Annotated in this window: 21 protein-coding genes; 17 read left to right on the forward strand and 4 right to left on the reverse strand. The window is 39.2% G+C overall.

Annotated elements, in window-relative coordinates:
* Positions 1-323: 323 nt before the first annotated feature.
* The 10 genes from abc-f (at position 324) to E2K98_RS19085 (ending at position 8,785) form a co-directional block, all read left to right on the forward strand.
* Positions 324-2,042: a ribosomal protection-like ABC-F family protein gene (gene abc-f, locus E2K98_RS19040; protein ID WP_133336897.1), complete on the forward strand. Its 1,719-nt coding sequence runs from the start codon at positions 324-326 to the stop codon at positions 2,040-2,042.
* Between the two features lie 223 nt (positions 2,043-2,265).
* Positions 2,266-3,312, forward strand: coding sequence for an S-methyl-5-thioribose-1-phosphate isomerase (gene mtnA / locus E2K98_RS19045; RefSeq protein WP_133336899.1), 1,047 nt, complete (start codon positions 2,266-2,268; stop codon positions 3,310-3,312).
* Positions 3,313-3,336: 24 nt separating this feature from the next.
* Positions 3,337-4,131 (forward strand): class II aldolase/adducin family protein, encoded by a 795-nt coding sequence (locus tag E2K98_RS19050; protein ID WP_133337234.1) that lies wholly within the window; start codon positions 3,337-3,339, stop codon positions 4,129-4,131.
* Between the two features lie 134 nt (positions 4,132-4,265).
* Positions 4,266-4,799 (forward strand): redoxin domain-containing protein, encoded by a 534-nt coding sequence (locus tag E2K98_RS19055; RefSeq protein WP_133336901.1) that lies wholly within the window; start codon positions 4,266-4,268, stop codon positions 4,797-4,799.
* A gap of 130 nt (positions 4,800-4,929) precedes the next feature.
* Entirely contained in the window at positions 4,930-5,061 is a 132-nt protein-coding gene (locus E2K98_RS19060; protein WP_026576412.1) for an FbpB family small basic protein, read from the forward strand.
* 66 nt (positions 5,062-5,127) lie between these two features.
* Positions 5,128-5,271 carry an acid-soluble spore protein N gene (locus E2K98_RS19065; protein ID WP_026576411.1) on the forward strand — a complete coding sequence of 48 codons (144 nt, stop codon included), beginning with the start codon at positions 5,128-5,130 and terminating at the stop codon, positions 5,269-5,271.
* 129 nt (positions 5,272-5,400) lie between these two features.
* Positions 5,401-5,622, forward strand: a complete 222-nt coding sequence (gene tlp, locus E2K98_RS19070) for a small acid-soluble spore protein Tlp (RefSeq protein WP_026576410.1) — start codon at positions 5,401-5,403, stop codon at positions 5,620-5,622.
* Between the two features lie 96 nt (positions 5,623-5,718).
* A complete protein-coding gene (locus tag E2K98_RS19075) occupies positions 5,719-8,025 on the forward strand; it encodes an AAA family ATPase (RefSeq protein ID WP_133336903.1) in 2,307 nt (768 codons plus the stop codon).
* Between the two features lie 15 nt (positions 8,026-8,040).
* Positions 8,041-8,469: an acyl-CoA thioesterase gene (locus E2K98_RS19080; RefSeq protein ID WP_035424694.1), complete on the forward strand. Its 429-nt coding sequence runs from the start codon at positions 8,041-8,043 to the stop codon at positions 8,467-8,469.
* A 22-nt stretch (positions 8,470-8,491) separates the two neighbouring features.
* Positions 8,492-8,785, forward strand: a complete 294-nt coding sequence (locus E2K98_RS19085; RefSeq protein ID WP_133336905.1) for a hypothetical protein — start codon at positions 8,492-8,494, stop codon at positions 8,783-8,785.
* Between the two features lie 310 nt (positions 8,786-9,095).
* On the opposite strand, the gene E2K98_RS19090 is transcribed toward E2K98_RS19085, so the two are convergent.
* Both E2K98_RS19090 and E2K98_RS19095 read right to left on the reverse strand, forming a co-directional pair.
* On the reverse strand, positions 9,096-9,395 hold the full coding sequence (locus tag E2K98_RS19090) for a HesB/YadR/YfhF family protein (protein ID WP_133336907.1): 300 nt from the start codon (positions 9,393-9,395) through the stop codon (positions 9,096-9,098).
* Positions 9,396-9,489: 94 nt separating this feature from the next.
* A complete protein-coding gene (locus E2K98_RS19095; protein ID WP_133336909.1) occupies positions 9,490-10,635 on the reverse strand; it encodes a CapA family protein in 1,146 nt (381 codons plus the stop codon).
* A 289-nt stretch (positions 10,636-10,924) separates the two neighbouring features.
* Here E2K98_RS19095 and E2K98_RS32100 point away from each other — a divergent pair, with 289 nt between their 5' ends.
* Positions 10,925-11,050, forward strand: coding sequence for a hypothetical protein (locus E2K98_RS32100; protein WP_268884115.1), 126 nt, complete (start codon positions 10,925-10,927; stop codon positions 11,048-11,050).
* A 26-nt stretch (positions 11,051-11,076) separates the two neighbouring features.
* On the opposite strand, the gene E2K98_RS31080 is transcribed toward E2K98_RS32100, so the two are convergent.
* Together E2K98_RS31080 and plsY are read right to left on the reverse strand one after the other, a co-directional pair.
* Entirely contained in the window at positions 11,077-11,253 is a 177-nt protein-coding gene (locus tag E2K98_RS31080; RefSeq protein WP_165976320.1) for a hypothetical protein, read from the reverse strand.
* A 114-nt stretch (positions 11,254-11,367) separates the two neighbouring features.
* Positions 11,368-11,964: a glycerol-3-phosphate 1-O-acyltransferase PlsY gene (gene plsY / locus E2K98_RS19100; protein WP_133336911.1), complete on the reverse strand. Its 597-nt coding sequence runs from the start codon at positions 11,962-11,964 to the stop codon at positions 11,368-11,370.
* 189 nt (positions 11,965-12,153) lie between these two features.
* Here plsY and E2K98_RS19105 point away from each other — a divergent pair, with 189 nt between their 5' ends.
* The 6 genes from E2K98_RS19105 to E2K98_RS19130 all read left to right on the forward strand — a co-directional run bounded on the left by E2K98_RS19105 (position 12,154) and on the right by E2K98_RS19130 (position 21,111).
* The gene (locus E2K98_RS19105) at positions 12,154-13,893 is read left to right on the forward strand and encodes a glycosyl hydrolase family 18 protein (protein WP_133336913.1); all 1,740 of its coding nucleotides are present in this window, start codon (positions 12,154-12,156) and stop codon (positions 13,891-13,893) included.
* A gap of 459 nt (positions 13,894-14,352) precedes the next feature.
* Positions 14,353-15,231, forward strand: a complete 879-nt coding sequence (locus E2K98_RS19110) for a sensor histidine kinase (RefSeq protein WP_133336915.1) — start codon at positions 14,353-14,355, stop codon at positions 15,229-15,231.
* A gap of 67 nt (positions 15,232-15,298) precedes the next feature.
* Positions 15,299-15,712, forward strand: a complete 414-nt coding sequence (locus E2K98_RS19115) for a CoA-binding protein (protein WP_133336918.1) — start codon at positions 15,299-15,301, stop codon at positions 15,710-15,712.
* A gap of 302 nt (positions 15,713-16,014) precedes the next feature.
* Entirely contained in the window at positions 16,015-18,003 is a 1,989-nt protein-coding gene (gene parE / locus E2K98_RS19120; RefSeq protein WP_133336920.1) for a DNA topoisomerase IV subunit B, read from the forward strand.
* Positions 17,990-20,428 (forward strand): DNA topoisomerase IV subunit A, encoded by a 2,439-nt coding sequence (gene parC, locus E2K98_RS19125; protein WP_133336922.1) that lies wholly within the window; start codon positions 17,990-17,992, stop codon positions 20,426-20,428. The genes parE and parC overlap by 14 nt, the downstream gene beginning before the upstream one ends.
* Positions 20,429-20,658: 230 nt before the next feature.
* Entirely contained in the window at positions 20,659-21,111 is a 453-nt protein-coding gene (locus E2K98_RS19130) for a MarR family winged helix-turn-helix transcriptional regulator (RefSeq protein ID WP_235824864.1), read from the forward strand.
* Positions 21,112-21,124: the final 13 nt, after the last annotated feature.

Here is a 21,124-nt window from a genome sequence, read left to right on the forward strand (position 1 = left end):
ATATTTCAAAAACACCATGCTTTTATTAGCATGGTGTTTTTTTACAGAAGAAATTGATTGACAATTTCAAAGAGAATACCATATTATAGATGTACTAAACGAAAAGGAATGATAAAGAGGAAATGAAGTATTAATCTTATGATTCAGCTCATATTTCGAATAAACGAAAATGATGAACCTGAAGAATAGGATTAGTCTGTCCTTTTTACGTCCATAATTTGATTTTACCTTTTTATGCCTTAAAGGTTATTTAATGTGCATTTTAGGGAAATTCTAATGATTGCGACAAAACTCTCTTCAGGTTCAAGGAAGGGAGTTTTTTTATGGTTAAAGAATCTTTGACCGTTTTAAAGGTAACTGGATTAGAAAAAAGCTTTGAATTAAGAAAAATATTAGACAATGTTCATTTTGATATAAAGATGGGAGAAAGAATTGGTTTAGTTGGCTACAATGGCACTGGAAAGACCACCTTGGCGAATCTCATTATGGGCCGGTTAAAACCTGATAGTGGAACGGTTGAATATATAAAGGAATGTAAGATTGGTTATTTAACACAATCGATTGATTATGAATTTACAAATTTTGTCGAGGCTATTGTAGATAAAAAGGATTTATTAGAACACACTAGTCAGCTTGGCCTTGAAAAGGTTTATGATTGGGAGGAACATCGGTTGCAGCATTTAAGTGGAGGCGAGAAATTAAAGCTTGCTCTTTCCCTTATTTGGTCCAGCAAACCTGATTTTTTAATACTCGATGAGCCAACAAATCATTTAGATTTTAAAGGAATTAAGTGGTTAATTTCGGAATTAAAAAAGTTCCCAGGACCGATTTTGATCATCTCGCACGACCGCTACTTTTTAGATGAAACCATCAATCGAATTTTTGAAATTGAAAATAAAAAACTTCATTTTTATAACGCGAATTATAGTGAGTTTCGCAAAGAAAAACAAAAACGGACTGAGGACCAGCTTCACAAATATACTGTCCAGAAGAAAAAGCAGGAAGAAATTGAAGGGCAGATGGAACAATTAAAGTCCTGGTCTGATAAAGCGCACCAGAATTCAACAAAACAGGGTAGAGATTTTGGGACTAAAGAATATCACCGTGTTAAAGCAAAAAAGCGCGATAGTCAGGTCAAATCAAAAAATAAACGACTCCAAAATGAACTAAATAAAAATAAAATTGATAAACCTTCAGAGGAAGCAGTGGTCAGCTTTCAGTTTGAAGCCGATGGAAAAAGAGGGAAGCGAATTATTGAGGCGAAGGACTTAACGAAAACCTATGACAACCGTAACCTATTCCAGGACGCTAAATTTTATATAAACTATGGGGAAAGGATCGGTTTGTTGGGAGAAAATGGCTGCGGTAAAACCACGTTACTTCGCATGGTATTAGGCCAAGAACCGCCCACGAAAGGGACACTTTGGAAAAGTCAATCCATTAAAATTGCTTATCTTAGTCAAGATGTTCATGATCTGCAAGAAGAAACAACAGCCATTGATGCATTAGGTTTTACGGAACGGGAGGATATCTTTCGTGCGAGAACCCTATTAGCCAACCTTGGGTTAAAAGAGGAGCTCATTACCAAGCCAATCGGTACACTCAGTTTAGGAGAAAGAACAAGAGTGAAATTAGTTGATATGTTAATGAAGGAATATGATGTCCTTATCCTCGATGAGCCAACCAATCATCTTGACTTGCCAAGCAGGGAGCAATTAGAAAATACTTTGAATGAGTTTACAGGAACAATTATTACAGTATCTCATGACTATTATTTTCTTAATAAGATTTGTGATAAGCTTTTGGTGTTTGAAAATCATAAAATCAAGCGGATGGAAATGAAGCCAGAAGAATATTTAAATAAGGAAAAATCAAATCCAAATGTCAGCATTAAAGAGGAATTAATGGTGATTGAAAATCGGCTCGCCACCGTTCTTGGGGAATTATCGCTGCTTGATCAAAAACACCCGAACTATTTTGTATTAGACCGGGAGTTCAAAGAGCTCATTGCACAAAAAAAGCGCTTAACCAATCAATTATAGATAGTTTTTCTGGTTTTGGTAGTGATTTGTCTATAAAGTCCTATACCATAGATGATTGATCCTCTCAGACACGATATTGTCTATAAAGGGATTATAATTTTCGGTTAATTTCCACGATAATGAAAAGTCTTGCATCTATCGAAGATATTGATAAAATTACAATGGAAGCAATCATTCATGAAATTCGAGTATTTGTTTAGATTAAAGAGGAGATGGGTTAAACATGACAGAAACATTTATACAATCAGTTTTCTTCGAAAATGGTGTATTGAAAATACTTGACCAAACAAAAATTCCTAATGTAACGGAATTTCTAGAGATTACAAAAATCGAGGATGCCTGGGATGCCATAAAGCAATTAAAGGTTCGCGGAGCACCTGCCATTGGGATTGCCGCTGCGTATGGTTTATTGCTCGGAATAAAGAATGCCCCAGATCATTCATTTGATGTTTTTTATACTGTTTTTAAAAAGCAATCAGATTACCTGGCGACCTCAAGACCAACGGCAGTGAATTTATTCTGGGCGCTTAAAAGGATGAATGAGAGGGTTCAAAAGGAAAAAGCACATCCTGTAGCACAAATAAAGGAAGCACTTGAACAAGAAGCACACTTCATTCGAAACGAAGATGAAGAAGTTTGCCGGACCATTGGTGAGAATGCACTAACCCTTTTACATGACGGGATGGGCATCCTTACCCACTGTAATGCAGGAGGAATTGCCACAGCAAGGTACGGTACAGCACTAGCGCCGCTTTATTTAGCAAAAGAACAAGGCTGGGATATAAAAGTATTCGCCGATGAAACTCGCCCACTTCTGCAAGGCGCACGTTTAACAGCATGGGAACTGATGCAAGCAGGAATTGATGTAACCTTAATAACTGATAATATGGCGGCAATGGTCATGCAAAAAGGCTGGGTACAGGCGGTAATCGTCGGCTGTGACCGTGTAGCTGCAAATGGTGATGTCGCGAATAAAATTGGTACGTATGGAGTTGCCTTGCTGGCAAAGGCACATAATATACCTTTTTATGTTGCTGCTCCGATTTCAACCATCGACTTAGAAACGAAAACAGGTGCTGATATTCCAATCGAAGAAAGGGATGCATCAGAAATTACTGAGGGATTTGGGAAAAGAACTGCTCCTGAGGGTGTAAAAGTATTCAACCCGGCATTTGATGTGACCCCGCACGAATTCGTTACAGCTATTATTACAGAAAAGGGCATACTATCAGGTAACTACGAAGGAGAGCTTCCAAAACTTTTTCAATGATAAAGAATGGAAGGCAGGATGCCGATGATTACGGAAATTAAATTTAGGCAGCAAATATGTGAAATTGGAAAAAGGGTTTATCAAAAAGGCTTTGTTGCCGCCAATGACGGCAACATTTCCACTCGTATCAGCGAGAACGAATTCCTCATTACACCTACCGGGATGAGTAAAGGGTATATGACACCGGAAATGATTGTGAAGGTCGATGGTCAGGGTAATGTTCTTGAAGGGGATTTTAAACCCACTTCCGAAATGAAAATGCATCTGCTAGTCTATCGAGAACGTCCAGATATTCATTCTGTTGTTCATGTTCACCCACCTTATGCAACCGCATTTGCGATTGCCGGAATCCCGCTTGATCAAGCCATTATGCCCGAATCGGTTGTTTACTTAGGGAAGATTCCGATTGCGGAATATGGTACACCATCAACGGAGGAAATCCCAAATGCCGTTAAAAAGCATGTGCATACCCATCAAGGGGTGCTCCTCGAAAATCACGGCGCCCTGACATGGGGAACAAGTTTAGAGCATGCCTATTATTTGATGGAATCACTTGAATTTAGCGCAAAAATAAATTGGATTAGTAAACAAATTAGTGGTGATCGTGAACTTTCGAAAAAGCACGTACAGAGACTTGTGGATATGAAAAGGGCAATGGGAATCATGGGCGAAACACCAATTGGTTCTGACGCTCCTGAAGGTTCCCACGCCATTAAAAAATCAAAGGGTGTAGAATACACATTATCTGAACATGATTTAAATTTGATTGTTGAAAAGGTATCGAAAAATGTGATAGAAGCTTTAAAAATACAGAATTAAAGCAAGCCACCTGAGCTTGCTTTTTCTTTTGAACAGGAAATGTTCACAGATTTGGCATATCCAATCTTTGTTTCAACAGAGTTTATAGTGTAAAATCGAAATAGCACAACATTGGGACAAAGGAGGTTTCGGGGATGGTTAAAAAAGTAATTGCCGCAGTCGTATTAATCACTTTGCTTACAGTAGCAATTGTTCAAGCGATGGATAAAAAGTCAGAACCCGAAAGCACAACAACACAAACAACTGCTCAAGATGGACTGAAAGTCGGGGCACAAGCACCTGATTTTGAATTAAAAACCCTTACAGGTGATAAAATTAAGCTTTCTGATTTAAGAGGAAAGAAAGTCATGCTAAATTTCTGGGCAACCTGGTGCCCTCCTTGTAAAGCAGAAATGCCTGCTATGGAAAAATTCTATAAAGAAAAAGATAAAGACCTTGTTATTCTTGCCGTTAATATTGATCCGCAATTAGATGTCAAAGGTTTTGTTAATAAAAATAAAATTACGTTCCCGATTCTTCTTGATGCGGACGATCATGTAAATGAGACATATCAAATTTTATCAATACCCACAACGTATTTTATTAACAGAAAAGGAATAATTGAAAATAAATTTACCGGTGGAATGGAATTAGCCCAAATGAAACAATTTGCAAATAAGTTACATTAAAACATTGGCCAACTAGCCAATGTTTTTCTTTTAGCTGTTTTAAAAAATAAAATTTTCAAAAAGTTGTAATAATTTCATCGGTTTTCGGGAATAATACCTGATAGAATAGTGAGTAAGGAAGGTGAAAGACATGAGAAAACCTAGAAAACGCTCCTTTGCAGAGCTTGTCTCTGAAAATAAAAATCAATTAATGAAGGACCATGCTGCATTGGAAAAAATCGAAGAACGAATTGAAGCAAAACGCCTCGGAAAAGCTGAGTAAACTTTCAGTCATTACCAATTATGAACTCCTCTAAACAGGTTAAACTGTATATGAGGAGGGATATAAATGACGAATGCAAATGGAAAAGGTGAACATTTTGTTCCTAACCATATTGGTACACAATCACGTGGCTTTGGCGGAAACAAAGGAAAAAAAATGCAGGATACATCTGGCAAACACGCCCAGGTAATCCAAACAAAAGGCGAATAATGAAATCGAGACTCGTCGCTAACTACTTAGCAGCGGGTCTTTTTTTGTTTTAAATTTTTTGTGATATTTTTCGCGCTTCGTTACAAACTATATCTGTATCACGAACAACTTTAATTGGAGGAATTAAAAATGACTTATAACAACCAGCCAAAACCAGATGATCGCAGCGATAACGCTGAAAAATTACAAAAGATGATTGCAGACACAGAACAAAATATCCATCAAGCAGAAGAATCCCTACAATTTACCGACAGCGAAACACAACGCCAGCAAATCGAAGCAAAAAATGATCGCCGCCGTGAAAGTATTCAATCATTTAAATCTGAAATTCAGGATGAAATCAATCAATAATCGGAGACCTGTCCTTTGCGGCAGGTCTTTCTTTTTAATTTCCTGAATCATTAGTGCTTATGGTAATATAGAAAAGGAAATTAGGAAAAAGAAGTGATGAAGGTGATTCAACAAGAAATGGTAAACTGGGAAACCGAGCTGAGTAATAAAGGCTATGTTGCAGAGGAAAGCCAACTAATCGAGGCATTACATAAGGAAAGCAATCCACAGCTTCTTTCAAAACTGCTTACCCTTACTGCTCTTTCACGGATTGGCCGCAAAAAGCAGCAAACTCTTACTGTCCTCATGATGGAGAAAGCTCTTGAATTAGATCCAACCAATTCACAAGCAAAAGAATTTTTCATCCAATTTGAATGGAAAAAGAAAGAGCATTTATTTATCCCACTTTCCTTTCCCTCCATTAGAGAAACAGATAATCGGACAGCTAAAAAGAAAATTGCAGAAGAATATATACATATTTGCACAGTTTTTTTAGAAGAAACGGATGAGCATCTAAAAGAACTCGAAAACAATAGGGACATTGCTTCAACAATTGATAACATAGAGCTCTATGAAAAGTACCAATTACTTTCCGAATATCTTCAAGAAGCCGTTAAAATCGTTGGAGACCTCCACAAAGCAGCAATAGAATACGATCAATCGATTACAGGAGTCTTTCATACATCCACCTATTACGAGGAATTAAAAACCCAATTATCCGCATTAGAAGATTTAAAAAAGCGGTGGCAGACAGTTTTCCTCGAGAAAGAACCGCAGGAAAGAAAACTTGAAAAAAATGCACTTGACCAATTAAATGAAATGATTGGCATGGAACAAGTGAAAAAACGAGTAAATGATTTTTACCGGTTTTTGAAATATCAAAAACACCGCAAAGAACATGGCTTTCACATAAAGGATGAGTTAATTCTTAATATGGTCTTAACCGGAAATCCCGGAACCGGTAAAACAACCATTGCTCGACTACTTGCCAGGATCTATCACGAGCTCGGAGTTTTACCGAGGGAGGAAGTAATCGAAGTGGACCGTGCACAATTAGTAGGCTCCTATGTTGGTCAAACGGAAGAAAATGTCCGGGCAGTTGTGGAACGGGCGATTGGCGGAGTGCTTTTTATTGACGAAGCTTATAGCTTGAAACGCGACGGGCAGGCTGGAAATGACTATGGTCAAACAGCGATTGACACGCTCGTTTCACTTATGACAGGGCAGGAATTTGGCGGAAGATTTGCCGTTATTTTAGCCGGCTATCCGGAAGAGATGCGCTCGTTTTTAGATGCCAATCCTGGATTACGAAGCCGCTTTCCACAATCCAATCTTCTCCACTTACCAAACTATTCAAATGAAGAGTTAGTGATGATTGCTGAAAAAATTGCGGATGAGAATGACTATATTCTGACTGAAGACGCCAAAATCGAGATTCAGCATCGGCTGGAGAAAGAAAGGGTGGATGATACTTTTGGGAACGCCAGGACCGTCCGCAACATAGTTTTAGATGCTATTTTTAAAAAGGGCTCCAAAGAAAATATTCCGGAATTTTTTCATTTCATGATCCTGGGAAAAGAAGACTTCTTAATTGAAAAAACGGAGAATATGGTTTCCCCCTATGATAAATTAGGCCGTTTAATTGGACTGGAATCATTAAAAGATGAGATTCAATCCCTCATCTCCTTTGTTAAAATGCAGCAATATCGAAGAAAGCAAAAGCTTCCAACCGTTCCTATTCAGCTACATGCAGTTTTTACCGGAAATCCCGGAACAGGTAAAACCACGGTAGCACAAATCTATGCTGAACTCTTACGGGATTGCGGCATTTTAAAAAGAGGCCATTTAATCGTTGCCAGCCGGGCAGATTTTGTGGCCGGATACGTGGGACAAACGGCTAGTAAAACGAAAAAGAAAATCAGAGAAGCATTAGGGGGAGTTCTTTTTATTGATGAAGCTTACTCCTTGCTAGGGCACTCTAGCCAGGATTTTGGAAAAGAAGTCATCGATACACTGGTGGACGAAATGACGAAGCAAAACGAAAATCTTGTGGTGGTTCTGGCAGGTTACCCGAATGAAATGGACCATCTCCTCGAAAGTAATCCAGGACTAAGGTCAAGATTTAAGAAGTTCTTTCTTTTCCCTGATTATTCACCGGAAGAACTGTTAGCAATCATGGACGCCTATGCAGAAGGGTTTCAATATCAAATCATAAGTGAAGCTCGTGAATTATTAAAAGATACTCTTGATGCGAAAAAATTCAATGGTAATGGGCGTTTTGCAACAAACTTGGTAGATGAAATGATTCAAGCTCAGGCACTAAGGCTGATGAAGGAACGATTAGTTGAAGAACTAGCGGACCAGGTCAATTTTATTACGCCTGAAGATGTAACGGTCGCCTTAAAAAAAATAGAAATTAAATAAAAGGAATGGTTGAAAGTGGATCAATATTTTGTTTCAACAAGAGAAATTCAGCTTTACTATGCGGATACAGATGCCATGGGAGTCATCTATCACGCAAATTACCTAAAATTTTTTGAGCTTGGCCGGACAGGCATCATTGAAGACCTTGGCTATAACTATGTTGCTATGGAGGAAGCCGGTTATTTTGCTCCTGTTTATGATGTTCAGTGTACCTATAAAAAACCTCTCCGCTATGGAGATAAGGGGTTTGTGAAAACATGGGTGGAATTGAACGATGGCATTAAAACCGTATACGGATATTCGATTGTAAATGGGGAAGAAGAAGTTTGTGCAACTGGCACCACCACCCATATCATTGTTAAAAAAGAGAATTTCCGGCCAACTTCTTTTAAGAAGGCATTTCCGGAATGGTTTTTGAAATACGAGGAAATTAAGAAAAAGTAATCTGTAACTGGGGTGAGCAGGGATGGCGTTTGGGATTAGAAGAGACGAACTGAATGAGTGGAAACGGAAAATTGATCACGGTGAAATTGCTTTTTTGACCCATTATTGGCTTGATGAGCGCTTCCCAGAATACAAAACCGTTACCAAAGTAGGCTGTAATGATCTGGAAAAATTAGCAGAATGGGGTAGTAAATACGGACTTAAAAAGGAATGGATTGATCACCGAAAGGATGGCTATTCCCATTTTGACCTGCTTGGCAAGCGGCAAAAGGAAATACTCCAAGCAGAAGGCCTGCTTGATCATATTTGGGAGTGAATTTTATCCTTGGAGCGGAAGGACAAAATTTGCTGGAATTTATAAAAAGTGTCCTTCCGGCAACCCTGGAAAGACAAAAATCTCTTGAATATAAAAAAAGTGTCCTTCCGGCAATATTGGAAAGACAAAAATCTCTTGAATATCAAAAAAAGTGTCCTTCCGGCAATCCTGGAAAGACAAAAATCTCTTGAATATCAAAAAAAGTGTCCTTCCAACTATCCTGGAAGGACAAAATTCACTAACAATCCAATAATAGAGTCCTTCCAAAATCTCGGACGGATATACCTCAATTACGTTCTTCCCTAAAAAATTAAAGTGTAGCCTTTTTGTAATCAATCACAGGCTCATCAGATCCAGCTGGAAGTTCAACGACTAGGTCATGCTCATCGAAATACCATTCATCTTTTTCTTCAATATAAAAGGTAATCCCTTCAGCCTCTTTTTTTACAGCTAAATTAATCGGTTCTTCATTGGAAACTCCTAATGAGAAACCGCTTTGTACGTTGCTGCACCCGCCATAACGAGCAAAAAACCGTAGATAATCACCATTTGCTAAGCCGAGTTCCTCTTTATACCAAGCCGCCGCTTCCTTGCTAATTTGAATATTCATGTGAAACTCCTTTCTAAATCCATACCACACATTATATTGCTATTCTTCACAGAAATCGAGTAAAATACCTTCTCAAAAAATAAAAGACTCCGAATTAACGGAGCCATTGAAACATATGATTTTGGATTTCTTTATATTTTGCTTCGGGATTGGAGAGACCGAATGGGCCGGCTTTTTCCATTGGATAAACTTTATAATGTTTCTTTTTTGATACAAAGGTTGGGTAAAAGCGCGGATTTGATAAGGTGATGGAAGTGCCTTCTTCCGAAACCTGTTTAGAAATATCAATGGTGGCTAGACCCCCGATGTCTTTGTAATCTTTGGATTGGCCGGAAATAAAATTACCTAATGAGTAAACGACAAATGCCTTCCGCCCGTCCTTTGTTTTAATCCAATCCATTGGCTGCAAGACATGTGGATGGGAACCGAAAATAATGTCTGCACCTTCGTCTGCCAGAAATTGAGCTAAATTCTTTTGCTCGTCAGTAGGAAAGCGTTGATATTCATTCCCCCAATGAATGCTCATTACTACAACATCGGCTATTTTTTTCGCCCGATGGATTTCGTCTTTCATTAGATCGCGATTAATAAGATTCACAAGAAAATCCTTATCATCCGGAATAGGAATCCCGTTTGTCCCGTAGGTATAAGCAAGAAACGCAATTTTGATTCCATTTTTATCAAGAATTCTTAATTTTTGGCGGTCCTCTTCGTCAATAAAGCTGCCAACATGCGGAAGACCAATACTGTTTAAATATTTCGCTTCCGAGTCAATTCCTCTTTCACCCTTATCTAAGGAATGGTTATTCGCAGTGGAAACAATATCAACACCAGTATGTACAAGCGCATCGGCAACCTCATGCGGACTATTAAATGTTGGGTAGCTTGAGAGTCCAAGTTTTAGCCCGCCCAATGTACTTTCTTGATTGGCTGTCAATATGTCAGGCTTTTGAAGTAAACTTTTCACATCTGAAAATAGCGGGTCAAAATTGTATCGGTGCCCATTGTACGTATACTGATAGACTCGATCGTGCATCAGTATATCGCCGATAGCCCCAATGGTTATTTTCTCACTAACACTGCGCCCCAACACAGGCTGTGACCGGAGAGAATTTAGGTTTGTCAGATGAACCTTTGCATCAGCTTTTTGATTTTGGCGTTGCTGAATCACAAGAACGGCGGCGATGCAAACGCAGAAAATAATAATAAAAATCGATAAAATAGGTGTTTTCTTTTTCATACTTGCTCCTTACTATGTGGAATTAAGCATATTCGTTTTAAAAATATACTGATTGAGATAATATATATGTATTATTTTACAGTTTTTTGTCGAATTATTAAATAAAAACTTAGGAGTTGTGACGATGTTTAAAATCACTGGCAGTGCCGGGCAAGTTTTACAGAAGATTGTAGAGTCCGAAAAACAGACGCCTGATGAAGAGCTGTTCGTTCGCTTAACAATGGGAATTGGCTGAGGGGGTCCAAAGCTTAATCTGTCTCTGGAAGAGCGGAAAATACAAGGTGACCAATTGTTTACATTTGACGATTTAAAAATCCTTATTCATGAAAAAGATTATGTCTACTTTGATCATACAAAGCTTGATTATGTCAAAGATGTACTTGGAAAAAACCGTTTTCAACTATTAAAAATTTAAAGTGGAGCATAAACGCTCCACTTTTTTCATTGTTCCAGTTCTTCAAGAAAATCAATTAATTCATCAAAGTTTTTTGTCAGCTTAATCGGCTTTTCGCGCTCATTAAAAGATTCACAGGAGGAAAATTGAATTAAAAACTCGTTTGGGTCTGTACTTTCTGAAATTGTTGTTGAAAAACTAATCAGTTCTTTCACACTCTGCATAAAAATCCCTCCATAATATGATAGCCCTTACATCTATCTTATCGTAGTTCCTATCATTTTTATGGCAGCGAATTTGAAGATTTTATGAAAAAAACAAGAGCTTTGTGCTCTTGTTCAATGATTACGTGACAGCCATTTCACTTTCGGCTCTGTTTTATTGATAATCCGTTTAATATTTGCCCGATGACGATAAATAACAAACGTGGCCATAAAAATGACGACAATTATTAAAGGAATGTCCTTAAGAAAAATTGCATAAATCACTGCGCACACACCTGCAATCATTGATGAAAGTGAAACATATTTTGTGATATACAAACTGATAAAAAAGACAACCAATACCGTTAAAAATAGAAGCGGAGCATAGCATAACAGGACACCGGCTGATGTGGCCACTGCTTTTCCGCCGCGGAAGCCGGCGAAAATCGGATAGGTATGACCGATAATCGCAAAAATCCCAAAGATTAATACATTTAAATCAAGACCAAAAATATGCGGCAGGTAGGCTGCTAGGGTGCCTTTTAATATATCTGCAAGTGTCACAGCCAGTCCAGCTTTTACACCCAGTGTTCGAAAGGTATTCGTTCCACCTAAATTACCGCTGCCGTGCTCACGAATATCTGTCTTATAGAATACTTTTCCGATGATTAACCCGGACGGAATCGAGCCCAGCAAATAAGCAAGGATCATGCACAAAATAATTTGAACCATTTACTTTTATCTCCTTCTACAAATAGATCCAGTGTATTTATTTTATCATGGATTTACGAAAACGCCATCCTTCCTTTATTTTAAGAGCGAAAATGTAGATTTCCGATAAAGTTCTATCAGAAAAAGGAAAAAGTACCTTCTCAATTCCATTTCGATACTTTACGATAGTCATAAGGGGGAAAAAGAAACATGGCACGCGTTGAATACTATAAGAATCAAAAATTATCACCGAAATGGATGATAGGTGGATTGGTTATCGCCATTTTGCTGATTATTTCTTCGATTCTCTTAATCCTTTATCCTTTCGCATCGAAAGAAAAAACGGCCTATTTTCATGGTACATATCCGATTCTATTTAATAAACAGCAGGAGGGAAATGCCTTACTTGAAGGGACCACTGTTTATATTCCACTTTCTTTATTACAGGAAAATATCGATAAAAGCATTGTCTACGATGAAAAGTCGCATTCGGTCATTATCACAACGGCAGATAAAGTCATACAAATGCCTACGGATTCCTTAACCTATTTCGTGAATCAGAAACCGGTTAAGCTGCAAATGTCACCGATTAAAACAGATGATGGAGAAATTTTCGTTGCTCTTGATCCTATCTTATTTTTATATCCGATCCAATATCGAAAACTGCAAGATAGTGACGCTATCTGGATTCAAAGGAATGGTGAGAAACTGGTAAAAGGTCAACTCATATCCGACGATACCAACGAGGAAAAACTAAGACTTAGAACAAAGCCATCACTAAAGGCACCCTATACCGTACAAATGAAAAAACAGGAACCTGTTTGGATAGAGGGAGAGAGAGACGGATATTATCTCGTTCGCAACCAATCAGGTATTAGTGGCTATATCAAAAAAGACTTTGTCCATAAACAGGAAACGGTAACCATTAGAATTAATCGGGAAAGTAAACAGGTACCTCCTAAGAAAATAAACGGACCGGTCCAATTAACATGGGAAGCAGTCTATGCAAAAAATCCTAACCCATCGCATATTCCTGATATGGCAGGGGTGAATGTCGTTTCACCAACATGGTTTTCACTTGAAGACAAAGGTGGGTCGATTAAAAATCTTGCCTCCCTTGCCTACAGTAAATGGGCAAAATCAAAAGGTTATCAGGTTTGGGGATTGTTTTCTAATGGCTTTGACCCGGAACTAACCCATGATGCACTAAAAGACTATGAAACTCGTCAAAAAATCATCCGCCAACTGCTGCTATTCAGTAAAATGTACAAGCTGCAGGGAATTAATTTTGATATTGAAAATGTTAATAGCGAAGATGGACCATTGGTCACGCAATTGATGCGAGAAGCCGCCCCCTATTTGCACGAAGCAGGGCTGATCGTTTCTATGGATATTACCTTCTCAGCAGGCGTTAATAACAACTGGTCCTCCTTTTATGAACGAAAAAAGCTTTCCAAATTAGCTGATTATTTGATTGTCATGGCATATGACGAACATTGGGGAGCAGCTTCGGGGGCGGGCAGTGTTGCCAGTCTACCGTGGGTTGAAAAGAATTTGCAGTCATTATTAACCGAGCTTCCGAATGAACGGTTGATTCTCGGTTTGCCTTTATATGCTAGGCTATGGATGATTGAAACGGAAAAGGATGGAACTGAGAAGATTTCTGCAAAGGCACTAACAATGGACCGTGTAAATTCATGGCTGAAGGAAAAGAAATTGAAGCCAAATTATGATGAGGAAAGCGGTCAAAACTATGCGGAATACTACGATGCAAAAGAGGAAATAAGGTATAAAATTTGGATTGAGGATGAACTTTCATTAAAAAAACGGGCTGACCTAGCAGCCAAATATGACCTAGCAGGTGTCGCCAGCTGGTCCAGATTCTTTGCAGACAAAGATGCATGGGTTGCCTTAAACATGAACACAAACAAATCCATCACCAAAAAATAACCGGCATAATGCTGGTTATTTTTTATTAAAGGCTATTTTAAAGTTCAATAATGATTAGAGTGGAAGGCACGAAGACTCCTCGAAAATGCTAACGCATTTTCTTCGAGCGTTGGCGGATTCAAGGAAGCAAATTCAGTGTCCTGTGGGAGTACGGAACTGGGGAGACCCCGCAGGCACATAAGCGACGAGGAGGCTCCCCGGAACGCCCACGAACCGCTTGTGCCTGTAGCGTAAATCACCTCTGCAACTAATCAAAAAAGAACAATTAAAGGCAATTTCATTACGAAAATATGGAGATTTTTCAAAAGATTTGATTCTTTATTGCTTGCAACAACATCCCAAAATATAATTTAAGTAACCATTAAAAGGAAAATTCAAAGATTAGAGCCGGCCAATTCGACATAAGGAATGGTCGGTTTGTTGCATATAATCAACAACCAATGAAGGCGGTGGTAGTTTATGAAAAAGCTAGAGAATCGTGATGATGCCTATCAAGAACTAACCGAAAAGTATGAGTCAATGATTCAAATGTTAGAAAACCGAATTCAAGATGAGATTACAAAAAACAGACAAAAGGACCAAATGCTGATTCAACAAGCAAAACATGCAGCGATGGGCGAAATCCTTGCAAGCATTGGGCATCAATGGCGCCAGCCCCTTAACCACTTGTCACTTTTAATCAAAGACATAAGAGATGCACAAAGATTTGGGGAAATGAACGCCCAATACATGGACCAATTTACCAATGAGAGTATGATATTAATTGATTTTCTGGCAGGCACGATTCAAGATTTTCGAAAATTTTATCGTCAAAGTAAAGAAAAATGTGCGTTTTCACTAGCAGAATCGATTGAGGCAGCATTGTCCATATTCTCCTTTTTTCTAAAAAAACACGAGATTCGTGTTTACTTTGAGTATCGGGAGCAGCAAAAGGCCTATGGATATTCTAACGAATTTAGCCAGGTGGTCCTCAATCTCTTAACCAATATAAGAGATACATTTGTAAATAATGAAATAAAAGATCGAAAATTATTTATCACGATCAATGAAACTACCGACCATCTTGTCGCCGAAATCATGGATAATGCCGGTGGACCAGAACCAGAACTCCTATCAAAAATGTTTGATGCAAGTGATTCCAATTGGTCCGTGGATACGAAACTCGGCTTATACATTACCAAGGTCATTCTTGAAAACATGAATGGTTCTATTACTGCTGACACTTTCGGTGAAGGAACCCGATATCGACTTTCCATTCCAAAAATCACTTCAAGAATGGGTTCAAGTGATTCTCAATATGAAAAACTTACAAAATGCAAGACACACACGAAAAAATAAGCATTGTTTTTTGGATTTCGCATGAGAAAGAGGTAAAATAAAGAAAAAGATGAAGGAAGTGGCATGAATGACAATTGAAAATCCAAGCCGGGCAGAATTAGGCGCACTATTAAAAAAAGCAAAGAGAATTGCAGTGGTTGGATTAAGTAATAATCCGGATCGTACCTCATACATGGTATCCGAAGCCATGCAAAAGGCGGGGTATGAGATCATTCCTGTCAATCCAACAATTGATGAAGCGCTTGGTGTAAAAGCGGTAGCTTCCTTAAAGGATATCGAAGGACATGTTGATATTGTCAATGTCTTCCGTCGTTCTGAGCAATTATTGGAGGTTGCCAAGGAATTTGACGAAATTGACAGCGATATCTTTTGGGCACAGCAGGGATGCATGAATGAAGAAGCCTATCAATTTTTAAAGGAAAAGGGTTATACCGTCATCATGGACCGCTGTATTAAGGTTGAGCATGCGTTAACAAAATAATAAAGGTGACTTTAAAAACTGCTAAAAAACAGCAGTTTTTTTATTTTTATTTTCCAAGGAAATTGTCAAATATGGATGATAAAATAATGTTCTTTTAGAGAACGTATTTGCCAAATCGAAATAAATCGCTACAATTAAGCATAGACGCCGCAAGAAATGTGATAAAATAAAGTCGGCAAACATTCGTTCTATTTTAAAATTTTTAAAGGATTTTTAATTCTTTTAAACGAATGATTCATTTACTAATTAGATATGCAAACAGAATTATGTTTTCTTTTGTAAGGGATGAAAGGGGTATTTTAGTGGCAAGAACTCAGCAAGCTTTTGATTATAATGATGATGCCATACAAGTGCTAGAAGGTTTGGAGGCTGTCCGGAAACGTCCCGGTATGTATATCGGCAGTACGGATTCCCGAGGTCTGCACCATCTCGTTTATGAGATTGTCGATAACTCCGTCGATGAAGCACTTGGCGGCTTTGGTGATCAAATCATCGTTAAAATACACAAAGATAATTCCATCAGTGTTGTAGATAAAGGACGCGGGATGCCAACAGGAATGCATAAAATGGGGAAGCCAACACCTGAGGTTATCTTAACGGTCCTGCATGCCGGAGGAAAATTCGGTCAAGGCGGTTATAAAACGAGCGGCGGGCTACACGGAGTAGGCGCTTCCGTCGTAAACGCTTTGTCAGAATGGTTAACCGTAACGATCAAACGTGACGGTTTTGTTTATGAACAGCGTTTTGAACATGGAGGAAAGCCGGTTACCACGCTTGAGAAAATCGGTAAAACCAATCAGACGGGTACGACCATTCACTTTAAGCCGGATCCAACTATCTTTTCGACTACTACTTATAATTTTGAAATATTATGTGAGAGGTTAAGAGAATCAGCCTTTCTTTTAAAAGGTTTAAAAATAGAAATTCATGATGAACGCCATGATGTCCACGAAATATTTCATTACGAAAATGGAATTGAAGCGTTTGTTGAATATTTAAACGAGGAAAAGGATGTTCTGCATCCTGTCGTCAGCTTTGAAGGTGCCCAAAACGGGATTGAAGTCGAATTTGCCTTTCAATTTAACGATGGCTATTCCGAAAACGTACTTTCGTTTGTCAATAATGTTCGAACAAAAGATGGCGGCACCCATGAAGCAGGGTCAAAGACGGCTATGACCCGTGTGTTCAATGATTATGCGCGCAAGGTTGCACTATTGAAGGAAAAGGACAAAAATCTTGACGGTGCTGATATTCGCGAGGGTCTTTCAGCGATTATCTCGGTCCGCATTCCAGAGGAACTTTTGCAGTTTGAAGGACAAACCAAAGGAAAATTGGGGACGAGTGAAGCAAGGTCCGCAGTTGATGGTGTTGTATCAGAACATCTTTCTTATTTTCTAGAAGAAAATCCTGATATCAGCTCATTACTTATTAAGAAATCAATTAAAGCCTACCAGGCTCGAGAAGCAGCAAGAAAGGCCCGGGAAGATGCTAGAAGCGGGAAAAAGCGCAAGCGCTCAGAAGCCGTGCTTTCCGGTAAACTTACTCCTGCACAATCAAGGAATCCCCAAAGAAATGAGCTTTATTTGGTCGAGGGTGACTCTGCTGGCGGTTCCGCTAAACAAGGTCGCGACCGCCGTTTCCAAGCAGTACTTCCTTTACGAGGTAAAGTCATCAATACCGAAAAGGCAAAACTAGCTGATATTTTTAAAAATGAGGAAATCAATACAATTATCCATGCGGTTGGCGGCGGTGTGGGTGCTGATTTTAACGTAGAGGACATTAACTACGATAAAATCGTCATCATGACTGATGCCGATACAGACGGGGCGCATATTCAGGTACTTTTACTGACCTTCTTTTATCGTTATATGAAGCCGCTTCTAGAGGCGGGTAAAGTGTTTATTGCCCTTCCGCCATTATATAAAGTGAGCAGAGGAACTGGAAAAAAAGAAGTAATCGAATACGCATGGAACGAGGATGAACTACAGACAGCCATCAAAAAAGTGGGCCGCGGCTATATTATCCAGCGCTATAAAGGTCTTGGTGAAATGAATGCAGACCAGCTTTGGGAAACAACAATGGACCCTGAGACCCGAACATTAATCCGAGTGAAAATCGACGATTTTGCCAGAGCAGAACGCCGTGTGACTACACTTATGGGTGACAAGGTAGAACCGCGCCGGAAATGGATTGAAAGCAATGTGGCGTTTACCTTAGATGAGCAAGACACGATACTAGAAAATGAAAACATCATGGTCGCTGAGGGGGAAACTGAAGATGAGCGCAACTGAAAAATTTCGTGACTTGCCTTTAGAAGATGTACTTGGTGATCGTTTTGGCAGATATAGTAAGTACATTATTCAAGAGCGTGCCCTGCCGGATGCACGTGATGGTTTAAAACCGGTACAACGAAGAATTCTTTATGCCATGCATGTGGAAGGCAATACACACGATAAAGGATTTCGAAAATCAGCGAAAACAGTTGGTAACGTCATCGGTAACTATCATCCTCATGGTGATTCTTCTGTTTATGAAGCAATGGTGCGGATGAGTCAGGACTGGAAGGTTCGCAATGTCCTTGTCGAAATGCATGGAAATAACGGAAGCGTCGACGGCGACCCGCCTGCAGCGATGCGTTATACTGAAGCAAGATTATCAGCCATTGCGGCGGAACTCCTGCGTGATATCGAAAAACACACCGTCGAGTTTATTCCGAACTTTGATGATACGTCAAAAGAACCAACCGTATTACCTGCCATGTTTCCTAACCTGCTCGTAAACGGGTCAACCGGTATTTCTGCAGGATATGCAACGGAAATACCGCCACACCATCTTGGAGAAGTCATTGATGGTGTTATTATGAAAATGGATCAGCCTGATGTATCGGTTGAGGATTTGATGACCGTCATCAAGGGGCCTGATTTTCCAACCGGCGGAATTATTCAAGGGATTGACGGTATTAAAAAAGCCTATGAAACTGGTAAAGGAAAAATTATCGTCCGCAGTAAAGCCGAAATTGAGGAAATACGCGGCGGCAAGCAGCAAATTGTTATCACGGAAATTCCGTATGAAGTCAATAAAGCAAATCTCGTGAAAAAAATTGATGAGTTTCGATTGGACCGAAAAGTTGAAGGAATTTCCGAGGTTCGGGATGAAACAGACCGTACCGGGCTAAGAATTGTCATTGAATTAAAAAAGGATGCAGACGCAGAGGGCGTATTAAACTACTTATATAAAAATAGTGATTTGCAAGTTACCTATAACTTTAACATGGTTGCGATTTATAATAAGCGGCCAAAACAAATGGGCCTTCGTGAACTGCTGGATGCCTATATTGAACACCAAAAAGAAGTGGTGACAAGACGGACTGAGTTCGAGCTCAATAAGGCGAAGGAGCGTCAGCACATTGTTGAAGGCTTAATGAAGGCTTTATCAATTCTCGATGAAGTGATTGCCACCATCCGTGCATCAAAGGATAAGCGGGATGCGAAGGATAACTTAATCGCAAAATTTGCCTTTACCGAACCGCAATCAGAAGCCATTGTTTCTTTACAGCTCTATCGTTTAACAAATACAGATATTACAGCACTCCAAAGCGAAGCAGAAGAGCTAGCCAAGAAAATTGAGGAGTGGACAGCGATTTTGGCGAGCGAGAAAAAACTCCTTTCCGTGATTAAAAAGGAATTAAAAGACGTGAAAAAACGCTTTGCTGATGAGCGCCGTTCAAAAATTGAAGCGGAAATCGAAGAATTGAAAATTAATCTGGAAGTTATGGTTCCTAGCGAAGATGTTATTGTCACCGTTACGAAACAAGGCTATGTGAAACGGACAAGCCAGCGTTCTTATGCTGCATCAAACGGGCAGGATTTGGCCATGAAGGATACCGACCGCTTATTAGCACAGCTCGATATGAACACAAAAGATGTTTTACTTCTCTTCACCAATAAGGGAAATTATCTATTCTGCCCTGTTCATGAACTTCCGGATATCCGCTGGAAGGACCTTGGACAGCATGTCGCCAATATTATTCCAATTGAGCGTGATGAAGAAATAATTAAGGCGATACCAGTAAAAGATTTCGAAGCGGATGCGTATTTAGTCTTTATAACCAAAAATGGTATGGTGAAGAAAACTGAACTGAAAGCATACAAAGCACAGCGCTACTCCAAGCCGCTAGTCGGCATCAATCTAAAAGAGGAAGATCAAGTCATTGATGTTCATCTAACAGATGGTACGCTGGATGTCTTCCTAATCACCCATCTTGGATATTCTCTTTGGTTTGCTGAAGAAGAAATTAGTATTGTCGGGGCACGCGCAGCGGGTGTAAAAGGGATTAACCTAAAAGACAACGACTTTGTTGTTGGAGGAAAGGTGATCGCTCCAAATAGTAATAAGTCTATCACCATCGTGACACAGCGAGGATCTGTTAAGAAGATGAAATTGAAGGAATTTGAAAAAGCATCGCGGGCAAAGCGAGGGCTTGTCATCCTTAGGGAGCTAAAATCAAATCCACATCGAGTCATTGGCTTTGTGACAACAAATGAACATGACAAGATTTTTATTCAAACAGAAAAAGGGCACACAGAAAGTATTACCGCAGAAGAGATTCGTTCAAGTGACCGTTATTCAAACGGGTCGTTTATCCTTGATGAAGGCGAAAATGGTAAGGTCAACTCAATATGGAAAGTAGTTGCACCTGAAAACACTGGGGAATAATGAATATATTAGAGAGACGGCTGAATATGGATAGCCGTCTCTTTTATTTTTCCTGGAAAGTTGAAGATTCCCTTTGCACTATTGCGTTTCAAATACTAATAGCCTTAATACTTCATTGCATTCTAATTAAATTCTAATTTGACGTATAAATGACCAGAGAATATACTTAGGCTTACTAATAGATAAGTAACCTAACTATTTGTATCCTTAATAAAAATGAGGTGAAAAAAATGGCAGACATGGAAGGTGCCACAGCACAAAAGCTTTTAAAAGCATTTATGCAATTCAGAAGGATCGGTTGGCACGAACGGAAAATTGCTGGTTACAACCCAAGTGAATTCAAGGTCTTAGCGGCCATTTACCGTGAAGGAAACAACAAAAAGGCGGATATGAAGGTTTCAGAAATCAGTCAGAAATTACACGTTACATCGCCGACCGTCACACAAATCATTAATACACTAGAAAAGGATGGATTGGTTGAACGGAGGATTGATCCAGATGACAGACGAGCCGTTAAAATTAACCTTACATCAAAGGGTGAAAGTGCTGTGATCGAGGCAAGAAAAGCCTTCTTTGAAACTTTTAGTGGGTTAATTGATCATTTGGGGGAGGATGATAGCGAAAAATTGGCGGAATTACTCTCCAAAGTGATGGCTTACTTTAACAATCATTTGAATCGTTGACCGGAATGGAGTG

The organism is Bacillus salipaludis (assembly GCF_004358205.1).

Coding starts and splice junctions, on each gene's coding strand:
- abc-f (WP_133336897.1), top strand. CDS start 324: ATGGTTAAAGAATCTTTGACCGTTTTAAAGGTAACTGGATTAGAAAAA.
- mtnA (WP_133336899.1), top strand. CDS start 2,266: ATGACAGAAACATTTATACAATCAGTTTTCTTCGAAAATGGTGTATTG.
- E2K98_RS19050 (WP_133337234.1), top strand. CDS start 3,337: ATGATTACGGAAATTAAATTTAGGCAGCAAATATGTGAAATTGGAAAA.
- E2K98_RS19055 (WP_133336901.1), top strand. CDS start 4,266: ATGGTTAAAAAAGTAATTGCCGCAGTCGTATTAATCACTTTGCTTACA.
- E2K98_RS19060 (WP_026576412.1), top strand. CDS start 4,930: ATGAGAAAACCTAGAAAACGCTCCTTTGCAGAGCTTGTCTCTGAAAAT.
- E2K98_RS19065 (WP_026576411.1), top strand. CDS start 5,128: ATGACGAATGCAAATGGAAAAGGTGAACATTTTGTTCCTAACCATATT.
- tlp (WP_026576410.1), top strand. CDS start 5,401: ATGACTTATAACAACCAGCCAAAACCAGATGATCGCAGCGATAACGCT.
- E2K98_RS19075 (WP_133336903.1), top strand. CDS start 5,719: ATGAAGGTGATTCAACAAGAAATGGTAAACTGGGAAACCGAGCTGAGT.
- E2K98_RS19085 (WP_133336905.1), top strand. CDS start 8,492: ATGGCGTTTGGGATTAGAAGAGACGAACTGAATGAGTGGAAACGGAAA.
- E2K98_RS19090 (WP_133336907.1), bottom strand. CDS start 9,395: ATGAATATTCAAATTAGCAAGGAAGCGGCGGCTTGGTATAAAGAGGAA.
- E2K98_RS19095 (WP_133336909.1), bottom strand. CDS start 10,635: ATGAAAAAGAAAACACCTATTTTATCGATTTTTATTATTATTTTCTGC.
- E2K98_RS31080 (WP_165976320.1), bottom strand. CDS start 11,253: ATGCAGAGTGTGAAAGAACTGATTAGTTTTTCAACAACAATTTCAGAA.
- plsY (WP_133336911.1), bottom strand. CDS start 11,964: ATGGTTCAAATTATTTTGTGCATGATCCTTGCTTATTTGCTGGGCTCG.
- E2K98_RS19105 (WP_133336913.1), top strand. CDS start 12,154: ATGGCACGCGTTGAATACTATAAGAATCAAAAATTATCACCGAAATGG.
- E2K98_RS19110 (WP_133336915.1), top strand. CDS start 14,353: ATGAAAAAGCTAGAGAATCGTGATGATGCCTATCAAGAACTAACCGAA.
- E2K98_RS19115 (WP_133336918.1), top strand. CDS start 15,299: ATGACAATTGAAAATCCAAGCCGGGCAGAATTAGGCGCACTATTAAAA.
- parC (WP_133336922.1), top strand. CDS start 17,990: ATGAGCGCAACTGAAAAATTTCGTGACTTGCCTTTAGAAGATGTACTT.
- E2K98_RS19130 (WP_235824864.1), top strand. CDS start 20,659: ATGGCAGACATGGAAGGTGCCACAGCACAAAAGCTTTTAAAAGCATTT.